Source organism: Planobispora longispora (genome assembly GCF_016863135.1).
Taxonomy (GTDB): Bacteria; Actinomycetota; Actinomycetes; order Streptosporangiales; family Streptosporangiaceae; genus Planobispora; species Planobispora longispora.
In genome coordinates this window covers 17,277-38,532 of the sequence record NZ_BOOH01000011.1, presented here as the reverse complement: position 1 = coordinate 38,532, position 21,256 = coordinate 17,277, and the positions used below count along the sequence as shown (strand labels likewise).

The following is a 21,256-nucleotide window of genomic DNA, read 5'->3' as shown; positions in this document are numbered from 1 at the left end:
CATACGTTCGCCCCTCCTCCCGGGCTGACGACTGCTCTTGTCCCGTCGTCGATCGGCTCTCCCCGAACCGGATTGTCGCAGCGGTCTGGAACGCTGCGTCGTGACGGACTCGATCGCCGCGATGAGGAGTGGGCCATGGGATTCGTGGGCGAGATCTGGCGCGTGCTGCGCGGACGGGAACTCGCCGGGGAGATCACCATCGAGGAGACCGACTTCCCCTGGCTGGCCGGGCGTTTCACTCCCGGCCCGGCGTTCCCCGCGGTGAAGCCGCTGTTCGACCGTGATCTCGAGCTGATGGAGGACCAGAACTGCGGCGAATGGGAGAAGGTGTACGCAGAGATCCGCAAGGAGGTCTCCCTGGTGGCACCTTCCGGTCCCGTCGCAGAGTTCCTGCTGCACATCGAGGAGGACGAGGCGTGGTTCCGCTGGAGTGACACGCCGTTCGACGACGAGTCGTAGGCGGCGCGATCATCGGCAGTACGTCACCGATGAGGTGATCCCTCTCAGGATGGTCACCGACAGTCCGGTCAACGGTTCAAGTCCGGTTGCGGCTCCCCACCGGGCACAGGACGGGGCGGCCGAGCACGTTCGGCAGCTGCAGCTTCCCGGTCGTGACGGGCCGGAACGAGGAGTTCATGATCGGCTCCTCGTCAGGGGAGCGGAAGGGGACGGATGCCGAGCTCGGCGAACTCGCCGGTGACATCGGCGCTGTAGCGGCGTTCGGGACGCATCACGAAGACCCGCAGGTCGTCACCGACCGCGTCCCGCCAGAGGGCGGCGTAACGTTCGCCGTCGTCACCCAGGTAGCGGACCGCCATCGGGACGAGGTCATGGGCGAAGTCACACTCCCGTACCTCGACGACGGGGCCTTCGAGGCTGACATAGCGGTAACCGGTCGACACCACGAGCCCGAACCGGCCGGACTCGCTGATCGCCCGCCCTTTCCGGGAGCCGAGTGCGGTGATCACCGAGATGCCGTCCGCCACCCGCCGGTACCAGACCGGGACGGCCAGCGTCCCCACCCGGGCCACGGCATGCAGCACGCCGACATGGAGCTCGTCGAGGAATCCGTCCGAATTCCCATCAGAATAGGTCACTGACCTAACATAGGTCAGCGACCTAATCCTTGGCGAGCGAAGTAAGATCATGGGATGGCGGGGACACGACCACGGCACGCGAGCAGATGCGCCGAGATCATCGAAACGGCCCGCGGCCTGCTCCTCGGCGAGGGCCTGGACGCCTTCGCGATGCGCACCGTGGCCGCGTCGGCCGGGATGCGACTGGGCAATCTGCAGTACTACTTCGCCACACGCGACGACCTGCTCGAGGCCGTGATCCGGGCCGAGATCACGAACGATCTCACCATGGTCGAGGGCTCGCTCCGCGCCGAGGACGCGGTGCGCGACGTCCCCGAACTCGCCCGGCAACTGGTGGAGAACTGGTCGTCCGGCACCGGCGGGGTGTATCTCTCGCTCGCCTCGCTGGCCTATCACAGTGATCGTTTCCGGGCACTGAACCGCGAGGTCTACGAGTCGTTCTACGCCGCGATCGGTTCACTCGTCCGCCGGATCGACCCCGATGCCGCGCTCCCGGATGTCCGGATCAGGGCACAGCTCATGACGTCACTCCTCGACGGCACCGCCCTGCAACTGCATGCGGCCGTCCACACGAAGGCCGAGTCCGACGCGCTGATCGAGCGAGCGGCGGCCCTCCTGGCCGCGATCGCCGCAGACCGGCAGATCTCTCCGTAGCGGCGACCGGGGGTTACCGATGACCACAGACGACGGGGGATGGTCGTTCGCCTCCGCGAGAGAACCGGCCAGGTTCGCGGCCGCCGAACACCGCCGGTTCCCAGGGGCGGAGCACGCGCTCGGAGCCGGCCACGCCACCTTGTGCGGCATCCCGGAAGTCCAGCTCGATGTCTACCGGCACCTCTTCGGACCCGACGACGCCCGAGCCTGCCCGCGGTGTCGCGAGGAGGCCGCGGCGGCGTCCTCCGTCGCCTGCGTCCAAGAGCGCCTGCACGACAAGGTCCTGACGGCCGCACCCGGCGCCCTACGGACCTGGCTCCTCGACGTGCTGCGCAACGGCGCCGAGATCGACGTCTGGATCAGCGGACCAGCAGACAGAATCGCCGTCCATGCGCACGCCGACCGCATCACCGACGGAGCGGAAATCGTGAAAGACCTGCTCGCCGCCCCCGCCCACATCGGCATCGCACGGGTGGTCCAGCCCTTCGGCGAGTTCGTCGTCCTGCTGCCGGAGCACACCGGCCCGATCATCGCGTGGGCCGACCGGTAGCCCGCCGACCCGCCGATAGAGGCAGACCTTCACGTGTGCAGGAGTTCAGACATCCGTGCAGCCGACTTCGAAAAATCGACACCGAAGGAGCCCTCACGGCGGATCGTCCGGCCTCCTGACGGTTGAGGAGGCCGGACCGCATCCTTCGGCTGACACCGTCCCGGCACCTCGGCCCCTGACGCCTCGGCACCCCCGGAGCCCCGGAACCCCCGAGCCGCCGGAGCCCCCGGAGCCCCGGCGGCCGTGTCAGGCGTCCGCCACGAGCCGGGCCACCCGCTCGACGGTGCTGAAGTCCCCGAACGAAGCACGGTTCTTGGTCACCCCGACCGCGATGCCCGTGGCGGGGTCCGCGAACGCCGCGGTCCCCCCGCTGCCGGCCATCCCGAAGGCCGTGGGGCTGTTCAGCGCCTGCGGGAAACCGATGGAGTATCCCAGCCCCCAGGTCGCGGGCGTTCCGTTGACCTCGTCCATCCCGGACACCGCGGCCGAGGTGACCTCGCGCAGCCGTCCGGCCGAGATCAACCCGTTCATCAGCGCGTCGTACACGCGGGCCAGCGCCCGTGCGGTCATGGTGGCGCCCGAGTCGGAGGTCAGGATGTCGGACCGGTTGCTGTAGGCGGCGTCGGGCATCGCGTTCAGCGGCGCGGCCGTGTAGCCGTTGACGACCCTGAAGAACGGGATCTGGGCGAGCATCTCCGCGGGCATCTCCATCGGGGGCTGCGCGTCCTCGATCACGGCCAGCCTCGGCAGCTCGGCGGGCGGCACGGCGAAGAACAGCTCGTCGGCCAGGCCGAGCGGCCCGGCCACCTCCTCGCGGAGCACCCGGGAGATGCTCTTCCCGGTCGCCCGGCGCACGGTCTCACCGAGGATGAAGATGAAGGTCTGCGGGTGGTAGCCCGTCGCGGTGCCCGGCTCCCACCAGGGCTCCGCGGCGGCGATGACCGCGCACATCCGGTCCCAGTCGGCGATGTCCTCGGGCGTGGTGCCGACGGGCACCCCCGGCACGCCGACCGCGTGCGTGAGCGCGTGCCGTACGGTCGCCCTGTCCTTGCCGTGGATGCCGAACTCGGGCCAGTAGGAGGAGATCGGCGCGTCGTAGTCGAGCACCCCGCGGTCGGCGAGCACGTGCACGACGGCCGCGATCACCCCCTTGCCGGTGGAGGTGACGTAGACCGGCGTGTCGGAGGTGAAGGGGCGGCCGGTCGCCGGGTCCGCGACGCCCGCCACCGCGTCGACCAGGAGTTCGCCGCGGCGGTAGACCGCGACCTGCACCCCGCGCTCGGCTCCGGACTCGACCAGCTCGTCGATCGCGGCCTGCACGTTCTTCTGAAGATCAGACATGGTGGACTCCCTTTCGCGATACCTGTCCTCAAGGATCTGCTCCTAAGACGAACGGGCGGCGGAAAAGGAATCGGGGAGATCGAACGCGGGGAACAGGTCCCGGCCGTACGTGGTGATCTGGGCGATCAGCCCGTCCTCGATCCGGAGGACGGCGATCCAGTACGGCCGGTACAGGGAGTCGACGGGCGTGCGGAGATAGGCGGCGACCGCGGGCTGCCGGTTCGCCCGCGTGACCACCAGCCGCCAGTCGCCCCACGACCCCTCGCCGACCATGGCGGGCGTCCAGGCCGCCAGGAACGCCTCGCGGCCGAGGATCCACATCGGCGCGGGCGGCATGGTCTGGTAGACGTCCTGTCTCAGCAACTCGGGGAGCAGGGACGGGTCCGCCTTCTCCAGGGCGTCGACGTACCGCTGGACGACGGCCATCTCCTCGGCCGTCGCCGACGTCAGCCGCTGGGCGGGCAGATGCTCCCGCAGGACCGGCCGGGCCCGCTGCAGTGCGCTCTTGACCGCCGCCACGCTGATCTCCAGAGCTTCGGCGGTCTCCTGGGCCGGCCAGCCGAGGACGTCACGGAGGATCAGTACGGCGCGCTGCCGGGGCGGCAGGTGCTGGACCGCGGCCAGGAACGCCAGCTCGATCGTCTCCCGCTCGATGACGGCGTCGAGCAGGTCGTCGGGGTACGGCTGCAGCCACGGCACCGCCGTCCTGACCGGCCAGTCCAGCCACGAGTCCGCCACGACGGGCGCCTCGCGGGGTTCCGGCCGCCGCGGGTTCGCCCTGAGGAAGTCGAGGCAGGTGTTCGTGGCGATCCGGTAGAGCCAGGCGCGCAGCCCCGCCTCGCTCTGCAGCGTGTCCTGCCTGCGCCAGGCCCGCAGGAACGTCTCCTGGACCATGTCCTCGGCCTCGTCGAACGAGCCGAGCATCCGGTAGCAGTGCACGTGCAGTTCATGCCGATGCTTCTCGATGGCATCGCCGAAACCATCCACTGGCGCGCCCTTCGGGGAATTCGGTCACCGTCTCCGGTCGCGGGCCGTACGCGATCTACCCGAAACGGTATACGACATGATCCGTTCTCGTCGGCGGAGGGAGTGGGAAGGTGCCGGCCTGCCGAGGAAGAACATCAGGGCTGCGATGCAATGGGCTCCGATTCCGCGGGCCGACGGCGAGACCGTACCGCCGCACCCGGAGACCGCCGTCCGCCTTCTTCAGAAGGGCACGCTCGCCACGAGCGAGCTGGAAGAGCCCGGCGTCGCCCGGCGTGTGATCGAGGAACTCGCGTCGACCCGGTGAAGGGTGGTCCACAGCTGGCCCACAGACAGCGAGCGCCAATGAGAACGGGCGGGACTCCGTGAGACTGGAGCCCCGCCCGTTCCGGCGTCCTTCGTGCAGGTCAGCGGCATGATCCCACTGGTCCTGCGTTGGTGCCCCCTGCAAGATTCGAACTTGCGCTCCCGGCTCCGGAGGCCGGTGCTCTATCCCCTGAGCTAAGGGGGCCAACGCGTGACTAGATTACCAGCATCCGGAGGGGAACTGACACTCACAGCGGGGAAGTGGGTGATCTGGTGGGGATCGGCTCTCAGCGGGGGGACGGGCGGACGGCTCCGCGGTAGCGGGCGCGGTAGTAGGGGGAGCCGGCGAAGGCGGTGGTCTTGACGACGTCGCCGGTCTTGGGGGCGTGGACCATGACGCCGTTCTTCACGTAGACGCCGACGTGGGCGGGGGCGCCGGTGCCGCCCCCGAAGAAGACGAGATCTCCGGGGCGGAGCTGGGAGAACGGCACGCGACGGCCCTGCCGGAACTGGGTGCCGGTGTAGTGGGTGAGGGTGACTCCGGCCTTCGACCAGGCGTGCAGGGCGAGACCGGAGCAGTCGAAGCCGCCGCGTGTCGGCCCGGTGCTCGAGCCTCCGCCCCAGACGTACGGCGTGCCGAGCTGGCGGAGTGCCGCGGCCGCCGCGATCTGGCCGGGCGAGGGGTGATCCTGCCGCTCGGGCTGCCGCCGTGACGACTCGGGCTTCCTCCGCTCGGGCTGCCGCCGTAGCGGCTCCGACTCTCCGCGCTCGGACTTCCCCGGCGCGGGCTCTCTGAGCGCGGGCTTCTTCGATGCGGGTTCCTTCCGTCCCGGTGTCTCCGGCGTGGCCCCGGGCCGGGGGCCGGGGACGGGAGGCCGGGTGGCGGCGGGCCGGTGGACCCGGGCGGGCGGTTCCGGGGAACGGGGATCTGCGGCCTCCGGTCGACCTGGGCGGCAATCGGCGACGGACAGGGCGCGCAGGCTCTCGGGAATCCAGCGCCGGATGTGGTCCGGCAACTGGGTGAGTGCCCGCGGGCAGGACCACCACGCCTCCGCGCTTCCCAGACCACCCGTGACGGTCGTGGCGAGGACGGTGGCGGTGATGAGAGTGGCGATCACTTGGGCCTCCTGAGCTCGATGGACGATCGAGGCCCCAGAATCGGTGGGACGGAGTGATCACCATGGGACCGAGCCTGGTTCTGTGGAAAACCTGTCGGCTGTGGACAAGTCCGCGTACACATCCGCAGAAACCCGCGCGTGATCGATCCCGAAGAGCTAGCTTGGCGGCCGTGGGAGAACTTCTGGGCAAAGTTCTGGTGGTGGACGATGACGAGGTCATCCGGCAGCTCATCGCGGTCAACCTGACCCTGGAGGGCTTCCAGGTGGAGACCGCCTTCGACGGGCAGAACTGCCTGGACCGGGTGAGGGACGTGCAACCCGACGTGGTCACGCTGGATGTGATGATGCCCCGGATGGACGGCTGGACGACCGCCACCCGGCTGCGGGGCGACGACAGCACCAGCCACATCAAGGTCGTCCTGATCACCGCCCGCGCTCAGGAGGACGACAAGCGGCGGGGGTTCGGCATCGGGGTGGACGCCTACCTCACCAAGCCGTTCGACCCGGCCGAGCTCATCCAGGTCGTCCGCGACCTCGCGCTCTCGGCCCGCAGCGGCTGACGGCTGGCAGTCGACGGCCGGGCCGGGGCTGACGCCCGGTCACCCGGCCATCCGGCCACTCGGTCTTGCCGCCCCCGCAAGCGGGTCACCGCCCCCGCAAGCGGGTCACCGCGTCACCGCCGCCGCAGGCCGGCCGCGGCTGCGTAAGGCGGGCGACGGGGTGAGCGGGTGAGGGAGACCACCGGCGGGGCGGCCTCAGATCAGGCCTTCCTTGCGGGCCACGACGGCGGCCTGAGTCCGGGAGGACACGCCCAGCTTGCCCAGGATGTTGGAGACGTGCACGCTCACCGTCTTCTGCGCGATGAACAGCCGCCCGGCGATCTCACGGTTGGACAGGCCCTCGGCCACCAACGCCAGCACCTCCTGCTCCCGGCCCGTCAGCAGCCCCGACTGCGCCGAGGTGAACCTCGCCCGGCGGCCCAGTTCCTCCAGGGCCTCCCCCAGCGGCCGGGCGCCCAGGGACGCGGCGGCCTCGACCGCCCGTTCCCATTCCTCCCGTGCCGTGTCGCGGTCGCCGGCCGCCAGCAGCGCCTCGGCCAGCCGCCAGCGCGAGCGGGCGGTCTCGTAGACGAAGCCGAAGTCGAACGCCTCGACCACCGCGCGCCAGGCGTCGACGTCGAGGCGGCCGTGGGCGCGGTGCCACTCGGCCTCCGCCCGGGCCGCCCAGGCCATTCCCTCGGGTCCGATCCAGCCCCGGCTCGATCCCGGGCCGCCGGCGACGGGCGTCCTGGCCCGCTCCAGGAGGGCGTCGGCGGCGTCGGCGCGTCCCAGGTCCGCCAGCGCCCACAGGCCGGTCGCGCTGAGCCGGATGGCGGCGCTGGAATCGGTGGCCTCCAGCGCCGTCTCGATGTGGCTGAGCGCCCTCTCCGGGTCGCCCTGCCACATGGCGTGTTCGGCGGCCAGGCCGTGCGCCATGTAGGAGACGAACGCGTCGGACTGGAAGGGCGCCATCCAGGAGAGGCGTTCCTCCACGGCGGGCAGGCCCCGCGCCACCTCGACGAAGAGGGCGAAGGAGGACAGCAGCGCCTCGGCCGGGGTGCCCACCCGGATGCCGAACCCGGTCGCGACCTTCTCCGCCGCGTCCCACTCTCCCGCCACGTAGTGGATGAGGAAGCGCAGGAAGCGCAGGTCGGTCCCGAAGGTGCTCCAGTCGAGCCCGGTCTCGTGCGCCAGCTCCAGGCCCCGGTCGGTGGTGACCGCCGCCTCGGCCAGGTCGCCGCTCTCATACTGGACCCGGGCGTACTGGAAGATCGCTCGCAGGTCGATGACCAGATCGCCGGAGCGTTCCGCCGAGGCGCACGCGAGCAGTTCCTTGGCCCGGGGGATGTCGCCGCCGAACGCGGCGAGGGACCCCAGGGTGATCAGCGCGCTGGTCTCCGCGTCGGTGGCGCCGCTGGCGCGGGCTTTCTCGATCGCCCGCGACGCGAGCGGCTCCACCTCGTCATCCCGGTCGGTCCAGTAGAGCGCGCGCGCGTAGGTCGCCAGGGCCCGGGCGAGTACGGGCTCCTCCTCCGCCGCCTCGACGGCGGCCTGGGCCGCGGCGACGGCTCCCGCCTTGTCCTCTTCGTCACCCTTGTCGATGAGGACGTACGCCAGTCGCTCGTTGACCTCGGCCGACGGCGGCAGCCTCCGCAGCTGGGCGATGGCCCGGTGGTTGTCGCCGCTGTCGGCCGCCGCGGCGGCGCTGCGCATGGCGAGGCACAGGTGGTCGGTCCCGGCGAGGCCTTCGGCGTCCTCGACCCGGTCCCAGAGACCGAGGGCCTGCTCGAAGTGGCGGTGGGCCTCCGCGGGCGCGCCGAGCCGCTCGGCCCGGCGCCCGGCCTCGACCGAGGCGGCCAGCGCCCCGGCGAGGTCGTGGCTGGCCAGGTAGTGGTGGGCGAGCTCCGCCGCGGCGCCCTTGCGGGCGGTCAGCAGCCGGGCGAACTCGGCGTGCAGGCGGGTCCGCTCGCCGGGCAGCAGGTCGGTGTAGACGGCCTCCTGGAGCAGCGCGTGCCGGAAGGCGTAGCCGTACTCGCCGGAGGGATGCAGCAGGCCCCGGGAGACGATCTCCCGCATGGCCTCCTCGAAGGCCATGTCGTCCAGGCCCGAGGCCTCCTGCAGGAGGGCGTGGTCGACCCGCCGTCCCGCGACGGCCGCGCCGCGCAGCACCCGCTGGGCGGGGTCGGAGAGCAGCTCGGCCCGGGAGAGCAGCAGGCTGGCCAGGCCGTCGGGCATCGAGGAGCCGCCGAGCGCGGCCTCCAGCAGTTCCTCGGCGTAGAAGGGGTTGCCCTCGGCGCGGTCGACGACCTCGGTGACCACCCGGGCGTCGGAGCCGCCGAGCGTGGTGACGTAGTCGGCCATCTCCTCGCGGTCGAGCGGGCTCAGTTCGACGGAGGTGACCAGGGGGAGGCGCTTGAGCTCGGCGAGGACCCTGCGGAGCGGGTGGCGGCGGTGCAGGTCGTCCGTACGGTAGGTGCCGACCAGGCAGACCCGCTCGGTCTGCAGCATCCGGCTGAGGAAGACGAGCAGGTCGCGGGTCGACTGGTCGGCCCAGTGCAGGTCTTCCATGATCAGGAGGATCGGCTGGGTGGCCAGGAACCCGAGCACCGAGCCGAACAGCTGCTGCTGGGTGAGGCCCGAGGCGCTCTCCGGGCCGGCGTCGGCGACCCCGGGCAGCAGCCTGCCGAGCAGGGGACGCGCCTCGATCGCCGCGCGCAGCTCTCCCTCCGCGCCGCGCAGGGCGTCGGCCAGCGGGAGGTACGGCAGGGCGTCGCCGAGCTCGGCGCACTGCCCGACGAGTACGGCCAGGCCCTTCTCCCTGGCCCGCTCGGCCAGCTCGGTCACCAGCCGGGTCTTGCCGATGCCCGCGTCACCGCCCACCAGGGCGACCCCGGCCATGCCGCCGCTCGCCGACTGCAGCACGCCGAGCAGCCGGTCGAGCTCGACCAGCCGCCCTACCAGGGCGCTTTGCACCTTTTGGGACACCACAACGGCGAGTATGTCACGGACCGCCGGCAATTCGATTGGTCCACCGGACCGCCCCCGGATTGGCCTTCGCCGCGAGGACCAAACCCCCCCTAATGTCGGACGCATGGTGTCGATGTCCACATTCCTGCTGTTCGCGGTCGCGTCCCTGGCGCTGGTGCTCGTGCCGGGCCCGAACCACCTCTACATCGCCGCCCGCGGCATCTCCCAGGGACGGGCCGCGGCGATGGCCAGCGCGTTCGGCGTGGAGACCGGGACGCTCGTGCACATCGCCGCGGCCGCGGCCGGACTCTCGTACGTGATCGCCCAGTCGGCGACCCTGTTCAACGTGATCAAATGGGCGGGCGTGCTCTATCTCGTCTACCTGGGGTTCCGGGCGCTGACCAGCAGGCAGGAGCTCGCCGCCCGGGAGACCGCCCCGCAGCCGCTGCGCGCCGTCTTCCTCGAAGGCGTCGTCGTCAACGTGCTCAACCCCAAGGTGACCCTCTTCTTCCTGGCGTTCCTCCCCCAGTTCGTCGTCCCGGAGGCCGGGGCGGTGCCGCTGCAGATCGTCATCCTGGGCGGCACGCTGCTGGTCCTGGGGCTGATCTCCGACATGATCTACGCCGCGAGCGCGGGCGCCCTCGGCAGGCGGCTGCGGAACCGGGCGAGGCCGCTGGGCTATGTCAGCGGCGTGGTCTACCTGGGGCTCGGCGTGGCGACCGCGCTCTCCAGCCGCCCGGCCTGATCTCCGCCCCCGCTCTCCGTCTGCCCCGCCCGACCTTCCGCCCCGCTCTCCGGCCGCCCGGTCCGGTCTCCGCCCGCGCGCCCGCCCGCCGGGCCGTCCAGCTGGGCGCACAGGTCGCCCAGCAGCCGGGCGAGCGGCCCCGGCGCGGCCAGCACGCCCAGGTGCCCCCGGCGGGGGACCAGGATCAGCCGCCCGTCCCGGCAGGCCCGCAGGAAGTCGCGCTCGTTCGCGCGGAACGGGTCGCGGGCGCCGTTGACCAGCCACACCCGCCCCGGATAGGCCGCCAGCGCCGCGAGCTGGTCGTGCCCGGCGACGGCGGCGACGGCCTGGGGCATCACCTCGCAGGACAGCCCGCCCGCCACCATCGCCTCCCCGGCCGGACCGGGCAGGGCGCGGCGCAGGCCGTACGCGCTGATCCGGTCGGCCAGGGACGGATCCCGGGCGGCCAGGGAGGCCAGGGACCGGTAGATCCAGGCGTAGCGGCCGGGCAGGGCCGTGCATCCCAGCGCGGCCAGCCCGGCCACCCGCCCGGGGAACCGCCCGGCCGTCGCGATGCCGACGTAGCCGCCGAGGGAGAGACCGGCCACGAACGCCCGTCCGCCGACCTCGTCGATCGCGGCGGCCACCGCCGAGGTCGCCGCCTCCATCGTGAACGGCTCGCCCCGCCGGGTCCCGTGCCCGGGCAGGTCCACCGCCACGGCGGGCCGGTCGAGACGGGCCGTCACCGGCCCCCACATGGTCGCGCTGACGCGGATTCCGTGAACGAAGACGACCGGCGTCATGAGAACCTCCCGATCCAGAAAACGCAACGCACCGTTGCGTTGCATGACACGCTACCCTGAGACCCACGGCACCGCGCAAGGAGGACCATGGCACCGCGCAGGCAGCAGGAGATCTTCCAGGCGACGCTCGGCCTGCTCGCCGAGAAGGGATACGAAGGACTGACCGTCGAGGGGGTGGCGGACCGCTCCGGGGTCAACAAGACCACGATCTACCGCTGGTGGCCCTCCAAGGCCGCGCTGCTGGCCGCCGCGCTGGTCGAGGCCGACACGCTGGCCGTGGAGGCGCCGGACACCGGGAGCCTCCGCGGCGACCTGGAGGCGCTGGTCCGGGGCATCGCCGCGCTGCTCACCCGCCCCCCGGCGGCCGACGTCGCGGTGGCCGCGCTCGGCGCCGCCGTCCACCACCCCGAGCTGGCGGAGACGGCCCGGCGCTTCTTCGCCGACCGGCTCGCCCGCGAGGAGCAGATCTTCGAACGGGCCCGGCGGCGCGGCGAGCTCCGCGAGGACGCCGACCCCATGCTGATCATGGACCTGCTGGGCGGCGCGGTCTGGCTGCGGACGGTCTTCCGGGGACTCCCCCTCGACGACGGCTTCGCCGCCGAGGCGGTGCGGACGGTGCTCGACGGCTCCGCCCCGGCCTGATCGGAGATCCGGCCATCGCCCCGATCCGGACCCGGACCCGGCCGCCGCCCCGCGCCCCGGACCCGGCCGGCCGCCTCACGCTCCGGCCGACCGGTCCCGGACGTGCGGGTCAGCTCGAGAGCGCACCGGGGATGCGGTCGAGGATCGGGTACGGCATGAGCCCGTACGCGTAGAAGTCCACCGCGTCCGCCCCGGCCGCCCGGGCCGCGCGGACCTTGGCCACGAGGCGGTCGGCCGAGTCGGTGTCGGGCGGGCCGGGCCGGAGCACGACCCGCAGCTCGCGCTCCTTGCCCGTCGAACGGCGGTAGGAGCTCACGTCGTCGGCGACCCGGGCGGCGTCGCGGGCGTAGGCGAGCACCCCGAGCGAGGGCACCAGGTCGCCCAGGGCGACGAGGTCCACCCCGAGCTGCCAGGCGTCGTGCGCGGCGAGGATCGGCGAGGGCAGGCCGTCGGCGTACCCCTTCACCGACCCGGTGCCGTCCAGGAAGACCAGCCGCGACCCCTCGTCGGCGACCGCCGTGGCGACCTCGGACACCAGGGACGTCACCGCCTCGGAGCGGGCCCGCGCGTAGGCCACCACCTCGGGCCCGGCGTAGGCCGTCAGCGCCGCCCGGGTCACCTCTCCCTCGGCGGGCGGGTCGCCGTCGAGCACGCCGCCCACGATCCTGGCGCACTCCTGGCGCGCGGCCCCGGCGTTGACGCCCAGGTCGGCGGCGCGGCGCAGGCAGAAGTCGCAGAAGCAGAGCCCGATCAGGAACAGGTCCATCGGTCCGAGCGCGACGAAGCTCCGCTCGTGGTGGTAGCCGTGCCCGAAGGCGCCGAAGTGCAGCCCCTCGGCGACCACGCTGTCGACGCCCTGCCGGGCCACGGCCCGGGCCAGCGCAACCGCGTAGAGGCGGACGTCGGGGTGGGAGGGGCACAGGTCGGCGAGCGAGCCCCGGTCGCCGAAGCAGTTGCGCACGGTCACGTCGGGATGGGTGTCGCCGAGGGTGACGCTGTGCAGGAAGACGGTCCAGCCGTGCAGCCTGAGCCCGCGCTCGGCGGTGGCCCTGCGGAGCGCGGCCAGCGGCTCCTCCTCGGCCCCCTCCTGGACGGGCGGGACGAGGCGGAGCCCGCCGAAGAGGTCCTCCGGCGGGAGGAAGTGCACTCCGTCCCGGCGGATCGTCACCCGGGACGAGCCGTGCGGGGTCACGTCCCGGGTGCGGTGGTAGGCGGCGGCCACGGTCACGCCGGCCACGCCGTATCCGGCGACGCGGTCGAGGACCGGCTGGAGGCCTTCGCCCCGCACGTCCTCGACGTAGACGTACACCGAACTGTCCACGCCGCCGCCCCTCCCGCCGCCGGTCAGACTCTGGTCAGACTCTAACGTCCCTTGTAGGCCACGAAGTCGATCTCGACCAGGATGTCCATCAGGTTGGAGCCGACGGTCGTGCGGACCGGGTAGGGCTCGGTGAAGTAGGACTTGTAGACCTCGTTGTAGGCGGCGAAGTCGCGCTTGAGGTGCTGCAGGTGCACCGTCGACTTCACCACGTCGTCGAAGCCCAGGCCGTGCGCCGCGAGGATCGCGCCGAGGTTGCGCATCGTCTGGTGGGTCTGCTCGGCCACGTCGGCGCCGACGACCTCGCCGGTCGCCGGGTCCAGCGGGCCCATGCCCGAGGTGTAGACGAAGTCGCCCACCACGAGACCCTGGGAGTAGGCGCCGACCGGCGCGGCGCCCTCGTCGGTCCGCAGCTCAACCTTGCCGCTCATCTGTCCGTCCTTATCCGGAGCCCAGGCAACCTGGGGAGACCTAGAAACAGGTGGTGATCAGGTCCACGACGGTGTAGTCGTCGTCCACCACCGGCATGGCCCGCCACTTGTCGAAGGCCGTGCACGGGTGGGAGATCCCGAACGACACCAGGTCCCCCGGCCGCACCGGGGAGTCCGGCGCGAGCCGCAGGACCGCGTGCTGGTCCTGAACCTTGAGAACGGTAGCGCCCTCGACCGCGCCGCGCGGCACCGGCAGCCCCTCGTCGAAGGGGGCGTCCCGCTTCCCGAACCCGACGACGGCCAGGCCGGGCTCGGGGACGGACAGCACGTGGGCCCAGATCTCCAGCGCGGGACGGAGCTCGCCCTCGATCCGGGTGTACGGCGTGCGCTCACGGTAGTAGCCGTCGTCGTGGGAGACGTACGCCCCGCTCCGGAGCATGATCGTCGCCTGGCAGGCGGCCAGTTCCCGGCCGATCACGTCGAACCACTGGCTGCCGCCCACCGACAGGATCGGGTTCCTGACCCGCAGGTGCTCCACCGCCTCCATCAGCCGGTGCAGGTAGCGCCGGACCTCGGCGGCCGACGTCAGCGACCCCTCGTACCCGGCCACGCCCGCGAGCTCCACCCCGGGCGCGGCCTGGGCCGCGGCGGCGACCTCCAGCAGCTCCTCCAGGGTCCGGCAGCCGGCCCGCCCGCCCTCGTGGCCCAGCTCGGCCAGGACCCGGAACGGCCGGGGCCCGGCGTGCCGGGCCAGCGTCTCGACCCCGGCCGCCGAGTCCACGAAGCAGAGGAACTCGAACGAGGGGTCGCCGGCGAGCCTGGCCGCCAGGGCGTCGAGCGCGGCCGGGTCGAAGATCTGGTTGGCGAGCAGCACGCGGGGCACCCCGAACTCGCACAGGGTGAGCGCCTGGCTCGGGGTGGCGGCGGTCAGGCCCCAGGCGCCCGCGTCGAGCTGGGCCCGGACGATCTCGGGCGACATGGTCGTCTTGGCGTGCGGGACGAGCGTCAGCCCGTGCTCGCGCGCGAAGGCGGCGAGGGTGGCGATGTTGTGCCGCAGCGCGTCCCGGTGCGCGACCATCACCGGGAAGGTGAACGCCCCGCCGAACAGCGACTCGCCCACGACCCTGCCGGGATCGATGATCCCCTTCAACGACGTCCCCCCTCGTTCGCCCGGCGGCGTCGGCGGCCTCCTCCGGCCGCCTTGGAGGACCCTATCCTCACGCCGGGGGCGGGATTCCGGATCGCTCCGGAATCCCGCCCCGCGACCGCCGCGCGGGGCCGGCCCGCTCCGGGATCGGCCCGGGGTCAGTCCTGGTCCGGGATGTAGTCCAGCCGCCCGGAGGCGCAGGAGGGCGCCGCCGGGACCGGCCGCTCGGCGAGCAGTTCCCTGGCCCGCTCCCTGGCGAGGTTCCAGCCGTTCCACGGGTCGGCGCCGTCGAGCTGGTTGATCTGGATGACCTCCCGCAGCACGCAGCTGCGGGTCGGCTCGGGCAACAGGTCCAGCGCCGGTACGGCCTCCGCCCCGAGGTCGCTGAGGTACGCCTGGTCCAGCCGGTCCACGCCCCTGACGCTGAGCTGGGACTCGGCCACCCTCAGGTCCGGGTTCCAGATCGCGAAGGCCAGCAGGCCCGCGCCCGTCATCACGACCACGCCCCTCGGCAGCCAGCCCGCGGCCCGGCCGGTGAGCCGTACCGCGCCCGCGACGAGGACCAGCGCGAAGATCCCGCCCAGCCACCAGATGGCCGCCCCGACCGAGGCGCGGAGCCGGGTGTACCCGTAGGCGTCGACGTAGAGGTCGAGCCGGTACATCGCGGAGATCAGGATCACCACGGTCAGCGCGCACAGCAGGCCGAGCAGCCCGGCCATCAGCCACCGGTCGCGGCCCTGCAGTTCGAGCGCCCCCGAGGCGACCGCCACGATCGCCAGGACGAACACGCTGACGATCACCAGCTGGAAGAACCCCGAACGGGCGTACTCGGCGTAGGTGAGGTCGGTGGTCGTCACCAGCCACCGCGCGCTGCCGAACAGCACCGTCAGCTGCATCGCCACGAAGGTGCCGAAGAGCAGGTTGAGCGCGACCAGGGGCGTCACCCACAGCCCCCGCCCGACCTGCAGCCGCACGTCGGGCCCCTTCGGCTCGACGACCGGCCGCAGCACCACCAGCACGGCCGAGGCGACGGCCACCGCGAAGGCTGCGAACACCACGATCCGCAGCGGCAGGTCGTCCGCCCAGTTCTGCGAGGTGAACACCCGCTCCACCGCCTCGGCGAACACCGCGTCCGCCGAGGCGAACAGCGCGCCGAAGACCGCGAGCAGCACGATGGCGATCCCGAGCCCGAGGAGCGTGGGCACCAGCCGCCGGCGGGCCGTCATCCCCTTCCCCTTCACCGGCGCGGCCAGGAACCACGGCAGCGGGAGCAGCCCCAGCACCACCGAGAACGCCCCCCTGATCACCCCGAGCCAGCCGCGCCCGGCCCCCGACAGAGCGAGCGCGGCCATCAGGAATCCGGCGAGGAGCAGCAGCCCGACGAGCCAGTCGGCGTCCCTGAAGACGGCCACCGCGACCAGTCCGTACGCGATCACGCCCATCCCGATCGACCAGGGAGTGAGCCGGCGGCGCACGACCGGCAGCGTCGCCGCCCCCATGGCGACCGCCACCAGCGCGACTCCCAGGCCCGCCGCGCTGCCCGGCAGGGCGACCGCCGCGAGCACGCCCACGACCGCGCAGACGGCGAGCATCCACCGCGGGGTGTCCGGCAGTTCGGGCCGGGGGAAGATCGACGGCGCCACGTATCCGTCGGTCGTGATCCCCCGCGGCGCGCCGTCCGGCGCGGCCTCCTTGATCCCGTCACCGCCGGGTACGGCCTGCCGCCCCTGGCCACCCGGGAGCCCGCCGCCCGGCGCGGTCTGCCGGACCTCGCCGACCAGCACCGGCACGGCCGGATAGGCGGCCTCGGTCGTCGGCGCCGCCGTACGGGACCCGGCCTGCTGGTAGCCGGTCCACATGCCGTTGGGCGGCGTGGTGGCTCCGACGACCGTGCCGATGAACGCTCCGACCACCGGGGCGAGGACCCCCAGCATCAGGCCGAGCCTGATCTCCATGGAGCCGATGACGAAGCCGACGGGCACGCCGACGCACAGCCCGATGAACCCTCCGATGAAGAACCCGGCGATCGCTCCCCACCAGCTTCGGACCGGCTCCGCAGGCGCGGGCGCGGCGGCCTTGATCCTGTCCCCGGATCGCGCGGACGCGAAAGTCTCGGCGGGCACGGACGCCGCGGGCGGCGTGGCCGCCTGGGGGGAAGTACCGGACTGGGGGAACAGCCCGACCGGGAAACCGCCGGGCGGGGACGGGACGGACTCCGGCGACGCGCCGGAGGACGCCGGCTCCCGGGACATGTCCGGGACCGATGGCGCGCCGGAGAGCACCGGGTCCGGGGACGAGGATCCCGGGGACCGGGATTCCGACGATTCCGGGGACGGCGGGAGATCACCGCCGGCCGGCGGCGCCGGCCCGGGAGCGGGCGCGGGGACAGCCGCGGAGACCTCCGGCGAGACCGCTGCGGAGCCGTCCGCCGGGGCCGCCGCGGAGACAGCCGCAGGAGTCTCGGCCGCGACGTCCGCGGAGACGTCCGCCGGGGTGTCCGCGCGGGCCCGCGCCCCGGAAGGCGTCTCGGCGGGCGCTCCGGCGTCGGGGATGGAACCCTCGGGCGCCTCCGGGACGACGGCCCCGGCGAACGCGGAGGAAGCGGGATCGGACCCGGGGGACCCGGGTGGATCCGGGAGGGACGAGGTGTCCATCGTGATCCTTTCGGGGAGGTCGACCGCGATGCGGCAGCCGACGCCGTCTTCGACGCGGATGGAGCCGCCGTGAAGCTCGACGATCTCCTTGGTGATGGCCAGGCCCAGCCCGGCGCCGCCGTCGTCCGCCGCCCGCCCCGCGTCCAAGCGGGAGAAGCGCTCGAAGGCCCTGGCCCGGTCCTCCTCGGGGATCCCGGGACCTTGATCGATGACGCGCAGCCGTACGCCGGGGCCCTCGCAGTCGGCGGAGAGCACCACCACGCCGCCCGCGGGGCTGTGCCGCACCGCGTTGTCCAGCAGGTTCGCCAGCACCTGGGCCAGCAGGTCCGCGTCGGCCCGCACGCTCAGGCCTGCGGGCACCTCGCACCGGGCCGTCACCTCCTCCCGGGCGAGCACCGCCTCGCGCAGCGCCTGCTCGCACAGGGCTCTGAGCTCGACGTTCTCCGGATCGATCAGCCGGGCCCCGGACTCCAGGCGGGACAGGTCCAGCAGCTGGGCGACGAGGCGGCCGAGCCGCTCGGTCTGGGCCAGCGCCGTCCCGAGCGTCGCCGGATCGGGCTCGGAGACGCCGTCCACCACGTTCTCCAGCACCGCCCGGAGCGCGGTGATCGGTGTGCGCAGCTCGTGGCTGACGTTGGCGACCAGCTCGCGCCGCTGCCGGTCCACCTCGCCCAGGTCGGCCGCCATCGCGTTGAAGGCGCGGGCGAGCTCGCCGACCTCGTCGCGGGAGGTGGCGGTGACCCGCAGGCCGTAGCGGCCCTGGGCGATCGTCTGGGCGGCGGCGGCCATCTCCCGCAGCGGCTTGGTCATCCCGCGGGCCAGCAGCTGCACCATGATCAGTGCGAGCACCGCCGCCACCGCGACGCGCACGTCCCGCGAGAATCCGGCGTTGATGCCGACCTCGTTGACGACGAACGCCGCCGCCACGGCCAGCAGGATCACCATGCCGAGCTTGACCTTGATCCGGCCCAGGAAGTCGAGTGGTCTCAATTGTCTGCGCATTTCAGTGTTCGACCGACGGGGAGGGCGACTGGTTCGCCGCGAGTCCGGGTGAACGGCCGGCGGGGCCGTCAGGACCTCACGAGGGCGTAGCCGACCCCGTGGACGGTGCGGACGACGCCGGAGCCGAGCTTGCGGCGCAAGGCCCGCACGTGGCTGTCGACGGTCCGGGTGGCCGCGGCCTCGGAGAAGCCCCACACGTCGGCCAGGAGGCGTTCCCGCTCGAACACCTGCCCCGGCCGTTCCGCCAGCCGGCGCAGGAGGTCGAACTCGGTCCGGGTGAGCTGGACCTCCTCGCCCCGGACGTAGACCCGCCGCTCGGCGGTGTCGACCTCGATGTCGCCCACCCGGACGACCATGTCGTCCGCGGCCAGCTGGGAGGCGCGCTCCACCCGCCGCAGCAGCGCGTGCACCCGCGCGACCAGCTCGCGCATGCTGAACGGCTTGGTCATGTAGTCGTCGGCGCCGACCCCGAGCCCGACGAGGAGGTCGGTCTCCTCGCCCAGCGCGGTGAGCATGAGCACCGGCACCGGCCGGGCCGCCTGCATGCGCCGGCAGACCTCCAGCCCGTCGAGGCCGGGGAGCAGCCGGTCGAGGACCACCACATCGGGCTCCGCCTTCGCGTACGCCGCGAGCGCCTCCTCGCCGTCCCCGGCGATCCGCACGTCGAAGCCCTCCGCGACGAGCCGGTGCCGTACGGCCCGCGCGATCGTCGCGTCGTCCTCGACCACGAGGATCCGTCGTTGTTGCGGAGTAGCCATGGCGCGAGCTTAGGCCCGCCCTGTGCAGAGGACTTGAGGTGAATTGTGAAGATTCCGCGCAGCTTCGCCCGCGCAGTTCCAGGATCCCGCGCGTCCACGGTGATGGGTTATCGTCACGAGGTGATCGACTTTTCCGCATATCTACGGCGCATCGGCGGGGCAGGCGATGGCCCGCCGAGTGCGGAATCGCTCCGCCTGCTGCACCGGGCCCACGTGGAGCGGGTGCCGTACGAGTGCCTCGAGATCTGGCTGGACCGCCCGACGAGCGTGGATCCGGCGGAGTCGGCCGGGCGCATCCTGCGCGGGCGGGGCGGCTACTGCTACCACCTCAACGGGGCGTTCTCGCTGCTCCTGCAGGGGCTCGGCTACCGGGTGACCCGGCACTTCGGCGGGGTGCAGGGCAACGCCGAACGCCCGGCGGGCGTCGACGGCAACCACCTCGTCCTGACGGTCTCGGGCCTGCCCACGGCGGAGAACCCCGGCGGCGGGTGGCTGGTCGACTCGGGGCTCGGCGACGCCCTCCACGAGCCGCTCCCGCTGGTCGAGGGCGTCTACCGGCAGGGGCCCTTCTCCTACGGCCTGCGCCCGTCGGAGGTGGCGCCCGGCGGCTGGCGCTTCGACCACGATCCGCGCGGCAGCTTCCTGGGCATGGACTTCGGGCCGGAGTCCGTGGAGATGACGGCCTTCGCCGGCATGCACAGGCACCTGTCCACCTCGCCGGACTCCGGCTTCGTCCGGGTGGCCACGGTCCAGCGGCGCGACGCGGCCGGCGTCGACATCCTGCGCGGCCTGGTGCTCACCCGCGTCGGCGACCGGGAGAACCGGCTGACCGTCGAGACCCCGGACGACTATTTCGCGCTGCTGGCCGACGTCTTCGGCCTCACCCTCGACGACGTCGGCCCCGCCGGGCGCGCCGCGCTCTGGGACCGGCTCGTGACCGCGCAGGAGGCCTGGGAGGCGAGCAGGTCATGAGCCTTGCGAGCGGCGGCGCGCCGTCGTCCGTCAGACGAGGATCATCCTGCGGCCGGTGACCCGGTAGCCGATCCGGGCGAACGACGCCGCCATGGGCTCGTTGCCGACGTCGGTGTTGTCGGTCACCTGGGGCGCCCCCTCGGCGCTGAAGATGTGCAGCGCCTCGGCGACCAGGTCGTCGGCGTAGCCGTGGCCCCGGTGCTCGGGGAGCACGCCCAGGTAGCCGATCGTGGCGTTGTAGGAGTTGCGGGTGGGCATGACGATGCCGACCAGCTCCCCGGCCCCGTCGTACGCCAGCCGCCAGCGGTCCCGCCCGCCGGGGAAGCCGGCCAGGTCGGCCAGGCCCTCCCGGGCCGCCGCCTCCGGCCCCTTCTCCGCCATCGTGCGGCGGTCGTCGTCGTCGAGGCTGCCGACCAGGATCCGGGAGAGCACCTCCACGATCACCATGTCGTCGGTGGCCGGGGCGAAGGTGAGCCGGGTGGAGCGGGGCGGCAGGCCGTACTCGGGGGCCCAGCGCAGGTTCAGCCGCTCGACCCGCACGCTCAGCCCCGCCTTCTCGGCGGCGGCGATGCGGGCCTCGGCGTCGGCGCGGGCGTCGGGACGCTCCCGCCAGTCGGCGGGGAGGAACAGGTGGTAGTCCGGACGGTCGCCGATGGGCGTGGCGTAGTCGGGCGTGACCAGCGCGGCGTAGGCGGCCCGGAGCAGGGCCGCCCCCGCCTCGATCCCGTCCGGGCCGGTGCCCGGGTCGAACCAGTCGAGGCTGAACGGGTGGTCGAAGTCGTCGGGACCCCAGAACGCGGCCCGGGCGACCGCCTCGTCACCGCGGAGGGCGACCCACACCCGCCCGGACCGGTAGCCGAGTTCCTCGAAGGTGAGGGTGCGCGCGCCCACGCCGGAGGTCGGCGGGGTGGCGTAGCGGTGGAACACGTCGAACTCGTCCGCGTCGAGCGGACGGAAGATCAGATCAGACAAGCGAAACTCCGGAAGCGAGAGTGCGCTCTCCGGGCTCAGGCGTCCTGCCGCCCGAGGTGAGAGCGCGTCATGAGGGTGGACATCCGCTCCTCACCTCCTCTTCGTCGAAGGGAGGGCCAGCCTATCGATCATTTTTTCCGAGATCAACGGCTTGCCCCGGCGGAGGCGACAGACAGCGGTATGAGCGAGATCGAGAGATAAGAGAAATCCCTGTTCTTTGGCCCGCATCGCGGTCAATGGCTATCTTTTGTCGGCGACATGCTGTCCGAGACGGGTC

Annotated in this window: 20 protein-coding genes and 1 tRNA gene; 8 read left to right on the top strand and 13 right to left on the bottom strand. The window is 72.7% G+C overall.

Going from position 1 to position 21,256, the window contains the following annotated elements; translation table 11 throughout:
• Positions 1 to 135: 135 nt before the first annotated feature.
• Positions 136 to 459, top strand: coding sequence for a hypothetical protein (locus tag Plo01_RS05435; protein ID WP_203889381.1), 324 nt, complete (start codon positions 136 to 138; stop codon positions 457 to 459).
• A 191-nt stretch (positions 460 to 650) separates the two neighbouring features.
• Here the strand turns inward: Plo01_RS05435 and Plo01_RS05430 are convergent, their stop codons facing one another.
• Positions 651 to 1,097, bottom strand: coding sequence for a pyridoxamine 5'-phosphate oxidase family protein (locus Plo01_RS05430; protein ID WP_203889380.1), 447 nt, complete (start codon positions 1,095 to 1,097; stop codon positions 651 to 653).
• A gap of 54 nt (positions 1,098 to 1,151) precedes the next feature.
• Between Plo01_RS05430 and Plo01_RS05425 the strand changes: the two genes are divergently transcribed.
• Both Plo01_RS05425 and Plo01_RS05420 read left to right on the top strand, forming a co-directional pair.
• A complete protein-coding gene (locus Plo01_RS05425; protein WP_203889379.1) occupies positions 1,152 to 1,751 on the top strand; it encodes a TetR/AcrR family transcriptional regulator in 600 nt (199 codons plus the stop codon).
• A gap of 19 nt (positions 1,752 to 1,770) precedes the next feature.
• A complete protein-coding gene (locus Plo01_RS05420) occupies positions 1,771 to 2,301 on the top strand; it encodes a hypothetical protein (RefSeq protein ID WP_203889378.1) in 531 nt (176 codons plus the stop codon).
• Positions 2,302 to 2,547: 246 nt separating this feature from the next.
• Here the strand turns inward: Plo01_RS05420 and Plo01_RS05415 are convergent, their stop codons facing one another.
• Together Plo01_RS05415 and Plo01_RS05410 are read right to left on the bottom strand one after the other, a co-directional pair.
• A complete protein-coding gene (locus Plo01_RS05415; RefSeq protein WP_203889377.1) occupies positions 2,548 to 3,642 on the bottom strand; it encodes a serine hydrolase domain-containing protein in 1,095 nt (364 codons plus the stop codon).
• 42 nt (positions 3,643 to 3,684) lie between these two features.
• Positions 3,685 to 4,629 (bottom strand): RNA polymerase subunit sigma-70, encoded by a 945-nt coding sequence (locus Plo01_RS05410; RefSeq protein ID WP_203889376.1) that lies wholly within the window; start codon positions 4,627 to 4,629, stop codon positions 3,685 to 3,687.
• A gap of 145 nt (positions 4,630 to 4,774) precedes the next feature.
• Between Plo01_RS05410 and Plo01_RS05405 the strand changes: the two genes are divergently transcribed.
• Entirely contained in the window at positions 4,775 to 4,933 is a 159-nt protein-coding gene (locus Plo01_RS05405) for a hypothetical protein (RefSeq protein WP_203889375.1), read from the top strand.
• Between the two features lie 129 nt (positions 4,934 to 5,062).
• Here Plo01_RS05405 and Plo01_RS05400 read toward each other — a convergent pair.
• Together Plo01_RS05400 and Plo01_RS05395 are read right to left on the bottom strand one after the other, a co-directional pair.
• Positions 5,063 to 5,137: transfer RNA gene (locus Plo01_RS05400), tRNA-Arg, on the bottom strand.
• 82 nt (positions 5,138 to 5,219) lie between these two features.
• Positions 5,220 to 6,050 carry a C40 family peptidase gene (locus Plo01_RS05395; RefSeq protein ID WP_239315904.1) on the bottom strand — a complete coding sequence of 277 codons (831 nt, stop codon included), beginning with the start codon at positions 6,048 to 6,050 and terminating at the stop codon, positions 5,220 to 5,222.
• A 170-nt stretch (positions 6,051 to 6,220) separates the two neighbouring features.
• Between Plo01_RS05395 and Plo01_RS05390 the strand changes: the two genes are divergently transcribed.
• Entirely contained in the window at positions 6,221 to 6,610 is a 390-nt protein-coding gene (locus Plo01_RS05390; RefSeq protein WP_203889374.1) for a response regulator transcription factor, read from the top strand.
• Positions 6,611 to 6,805: 195 nt separating this feature from the next.
• Here the strand turns inward: Plo01_RS05390 and Plo01_RS05385 are convergent, their stop codons facing one another.
• Entirely contained in the window at positions 6,806 to 9,577 is a 2,772-nt protein-coding gene (locus Plo01_RS05385) for a helix-turn-helix transcriptional regulator (RefSeq protein WP_239315903.1), read from the bottom strand.
• Between the two features lie 103 nt (positions 9,578 to 9,680).
• Between Plo01_RS05385 and Plo01_RS05380 the strand changes: the two genes are divergently transcribed.
• Positions 9,681 to 10,301, top strand: coding sequence for a LysE family translocator (locus Plo01_RS05380; RefSeq protein WP_203889372.1), 621 nt, complete (start codon positions 9,681 to 9,683; stop codon positions 10,299 to 10,301).
• Here Plo01_RS05380 and Plo01_RS05375 read toward each other — a convergent pair.
• A complete protein-coding gene (locus tag Plo01_RS05375) occupies positions 10,253 to 11,083 on the bottom strand; it encodes an alpha/beta fold hydrolase (RefSeq protein ID WP_203889371.1) in 831 nt (276 codons plus the stop codon). The genes Plo01_RS05380 and Plo01_RS05375 overlap by 49 nt on opposite strands.
• An 87-nt stretch (positions 11,084 to 11,170) precedes the next feature.
• On the opposite strand from Plo01_RS05375, the gene Plo01_RS05370 reads away from it, so the two are divergent.
• A complete protein-coding gene (locus Plo01_RS05370) occupies positions 11,171 to 11,725 on the top strand; it encodes a TetR/AcrR family transcriptional regulator (RefSeq protein WP_203889370.1) in 555 nt (184 codons plus the stop codon).
• Positions 11,726 to 11,834: 109 nt separating this feature from the next.
• Here Plo01_RS05370 and Plo01_RS05365 read toward each other — a convergent pair whose 3' ends face one another.
• The 5 genes from Plo01_RS05365 to Plo01_RS05345 all read right to left on the bottom strand — a co-directional run bounded on the left by Plo01_RS05365 (position 11,835) and on the right by Plo01_RS05345 (position 19,035).
• Positions 11,835 to 13,046 carry a hypothetical protein gene (locus Plo01_RS05365; protein WP_203889369.1) on the bottom strand — a complete coding sequence of 404 codons (1,212 nt, stop codon included), beginning with the start codon at positions 13,044 to 13,046 and terminating at the stop codon, positions 11,835 to 11,837.
• Between the two features lie 41 nt (positions 13,047 to 13,087).
• The gene (locus tag Plo01_RS05360; RefSeq protein ID WP_203889368.1) at positions 13,088 to 13,474 is read right to left on the bottom strand and encodes a Rid family detoxifying hydrolase; all 387 of its coding nucleotides are present in this window, start codon (positions 13,472 to 13,474) and stop codon (positions 13,088 to 13,090) included.
• Positions 13,475 to 13,514: 40 nt separating this feature from the next.
• Positions 13,515 to 14,624 carry an alanine racemase gene (locus Plo01_RS05355; RefSeq protein ID WP_203889367.1) on the bottom strand — a complete coding sequence of 370 codons (1,110 nt, stop codon included), beginning with the start codon at positions 14,622 to 14,624 and terminating at the stop codon, positions 13,515 to 13,517.
• Between the two features lie 155 nt (positions 14,625 to 14,779).
• Complete coding sequence (locus Plo01_RS05350) at positions 14,780 to 18,277, bottom strand: DUF4153 domain-containing protein (protein ID WP_203889366.1); 3,498 nt, start codon at positions 18,275 to 18,277, stop codon at positions 14,780 to 14,782.
• Between the two features lie 68 nt (positions 18,278 to 18,345).
• Positions 18,346 to 19,035 (bottom strand): response regulator transcription factor, encoded by a 690-nt coding sequence (locus Plo01_RS05345; protein ID WP_203889365.1) that lies wholly within the window; start codon positions 19,033 to 19,035, stop codon positions 18,346 to 18,348.
• A 120-nt stretch (positions 19,036 to 19,155) separates the two neighbouring features.
• Between Plo01_RS05345 and Plo01_RS05340 the strand changes: the two genes are divergently transcribed.
• Entirely contained in the window at positions 19,156 to 20,007 is an 852-nt protein-coding gene (locus tag Plo01_RS05340; RefSeq protein WP_239315902.1) for an arylamine N-acetyltransferase family protein, read from the top strand.
• Between the two features lie 30 nt (positions 20,008 to 20,037).
• On the opposite strand, the gene Plo01_RS05335 is transcribed toward Plo01_RS05340, so the two are convergent.
• Positions 20,038 to 20,979 (bottom strand): GNAT family N-acetyltransferase, encoded by a 942-nt coding sequence (locus tag Plo01_RS05335; protein ID WP_203889364.1) that lies wholly within the window; start codon positions 20,977 to 20,979, stop codon positions 20,038 to 20,040.
• Positions 20,980 to 21,256: the final 277 nt, after the last annotated feature.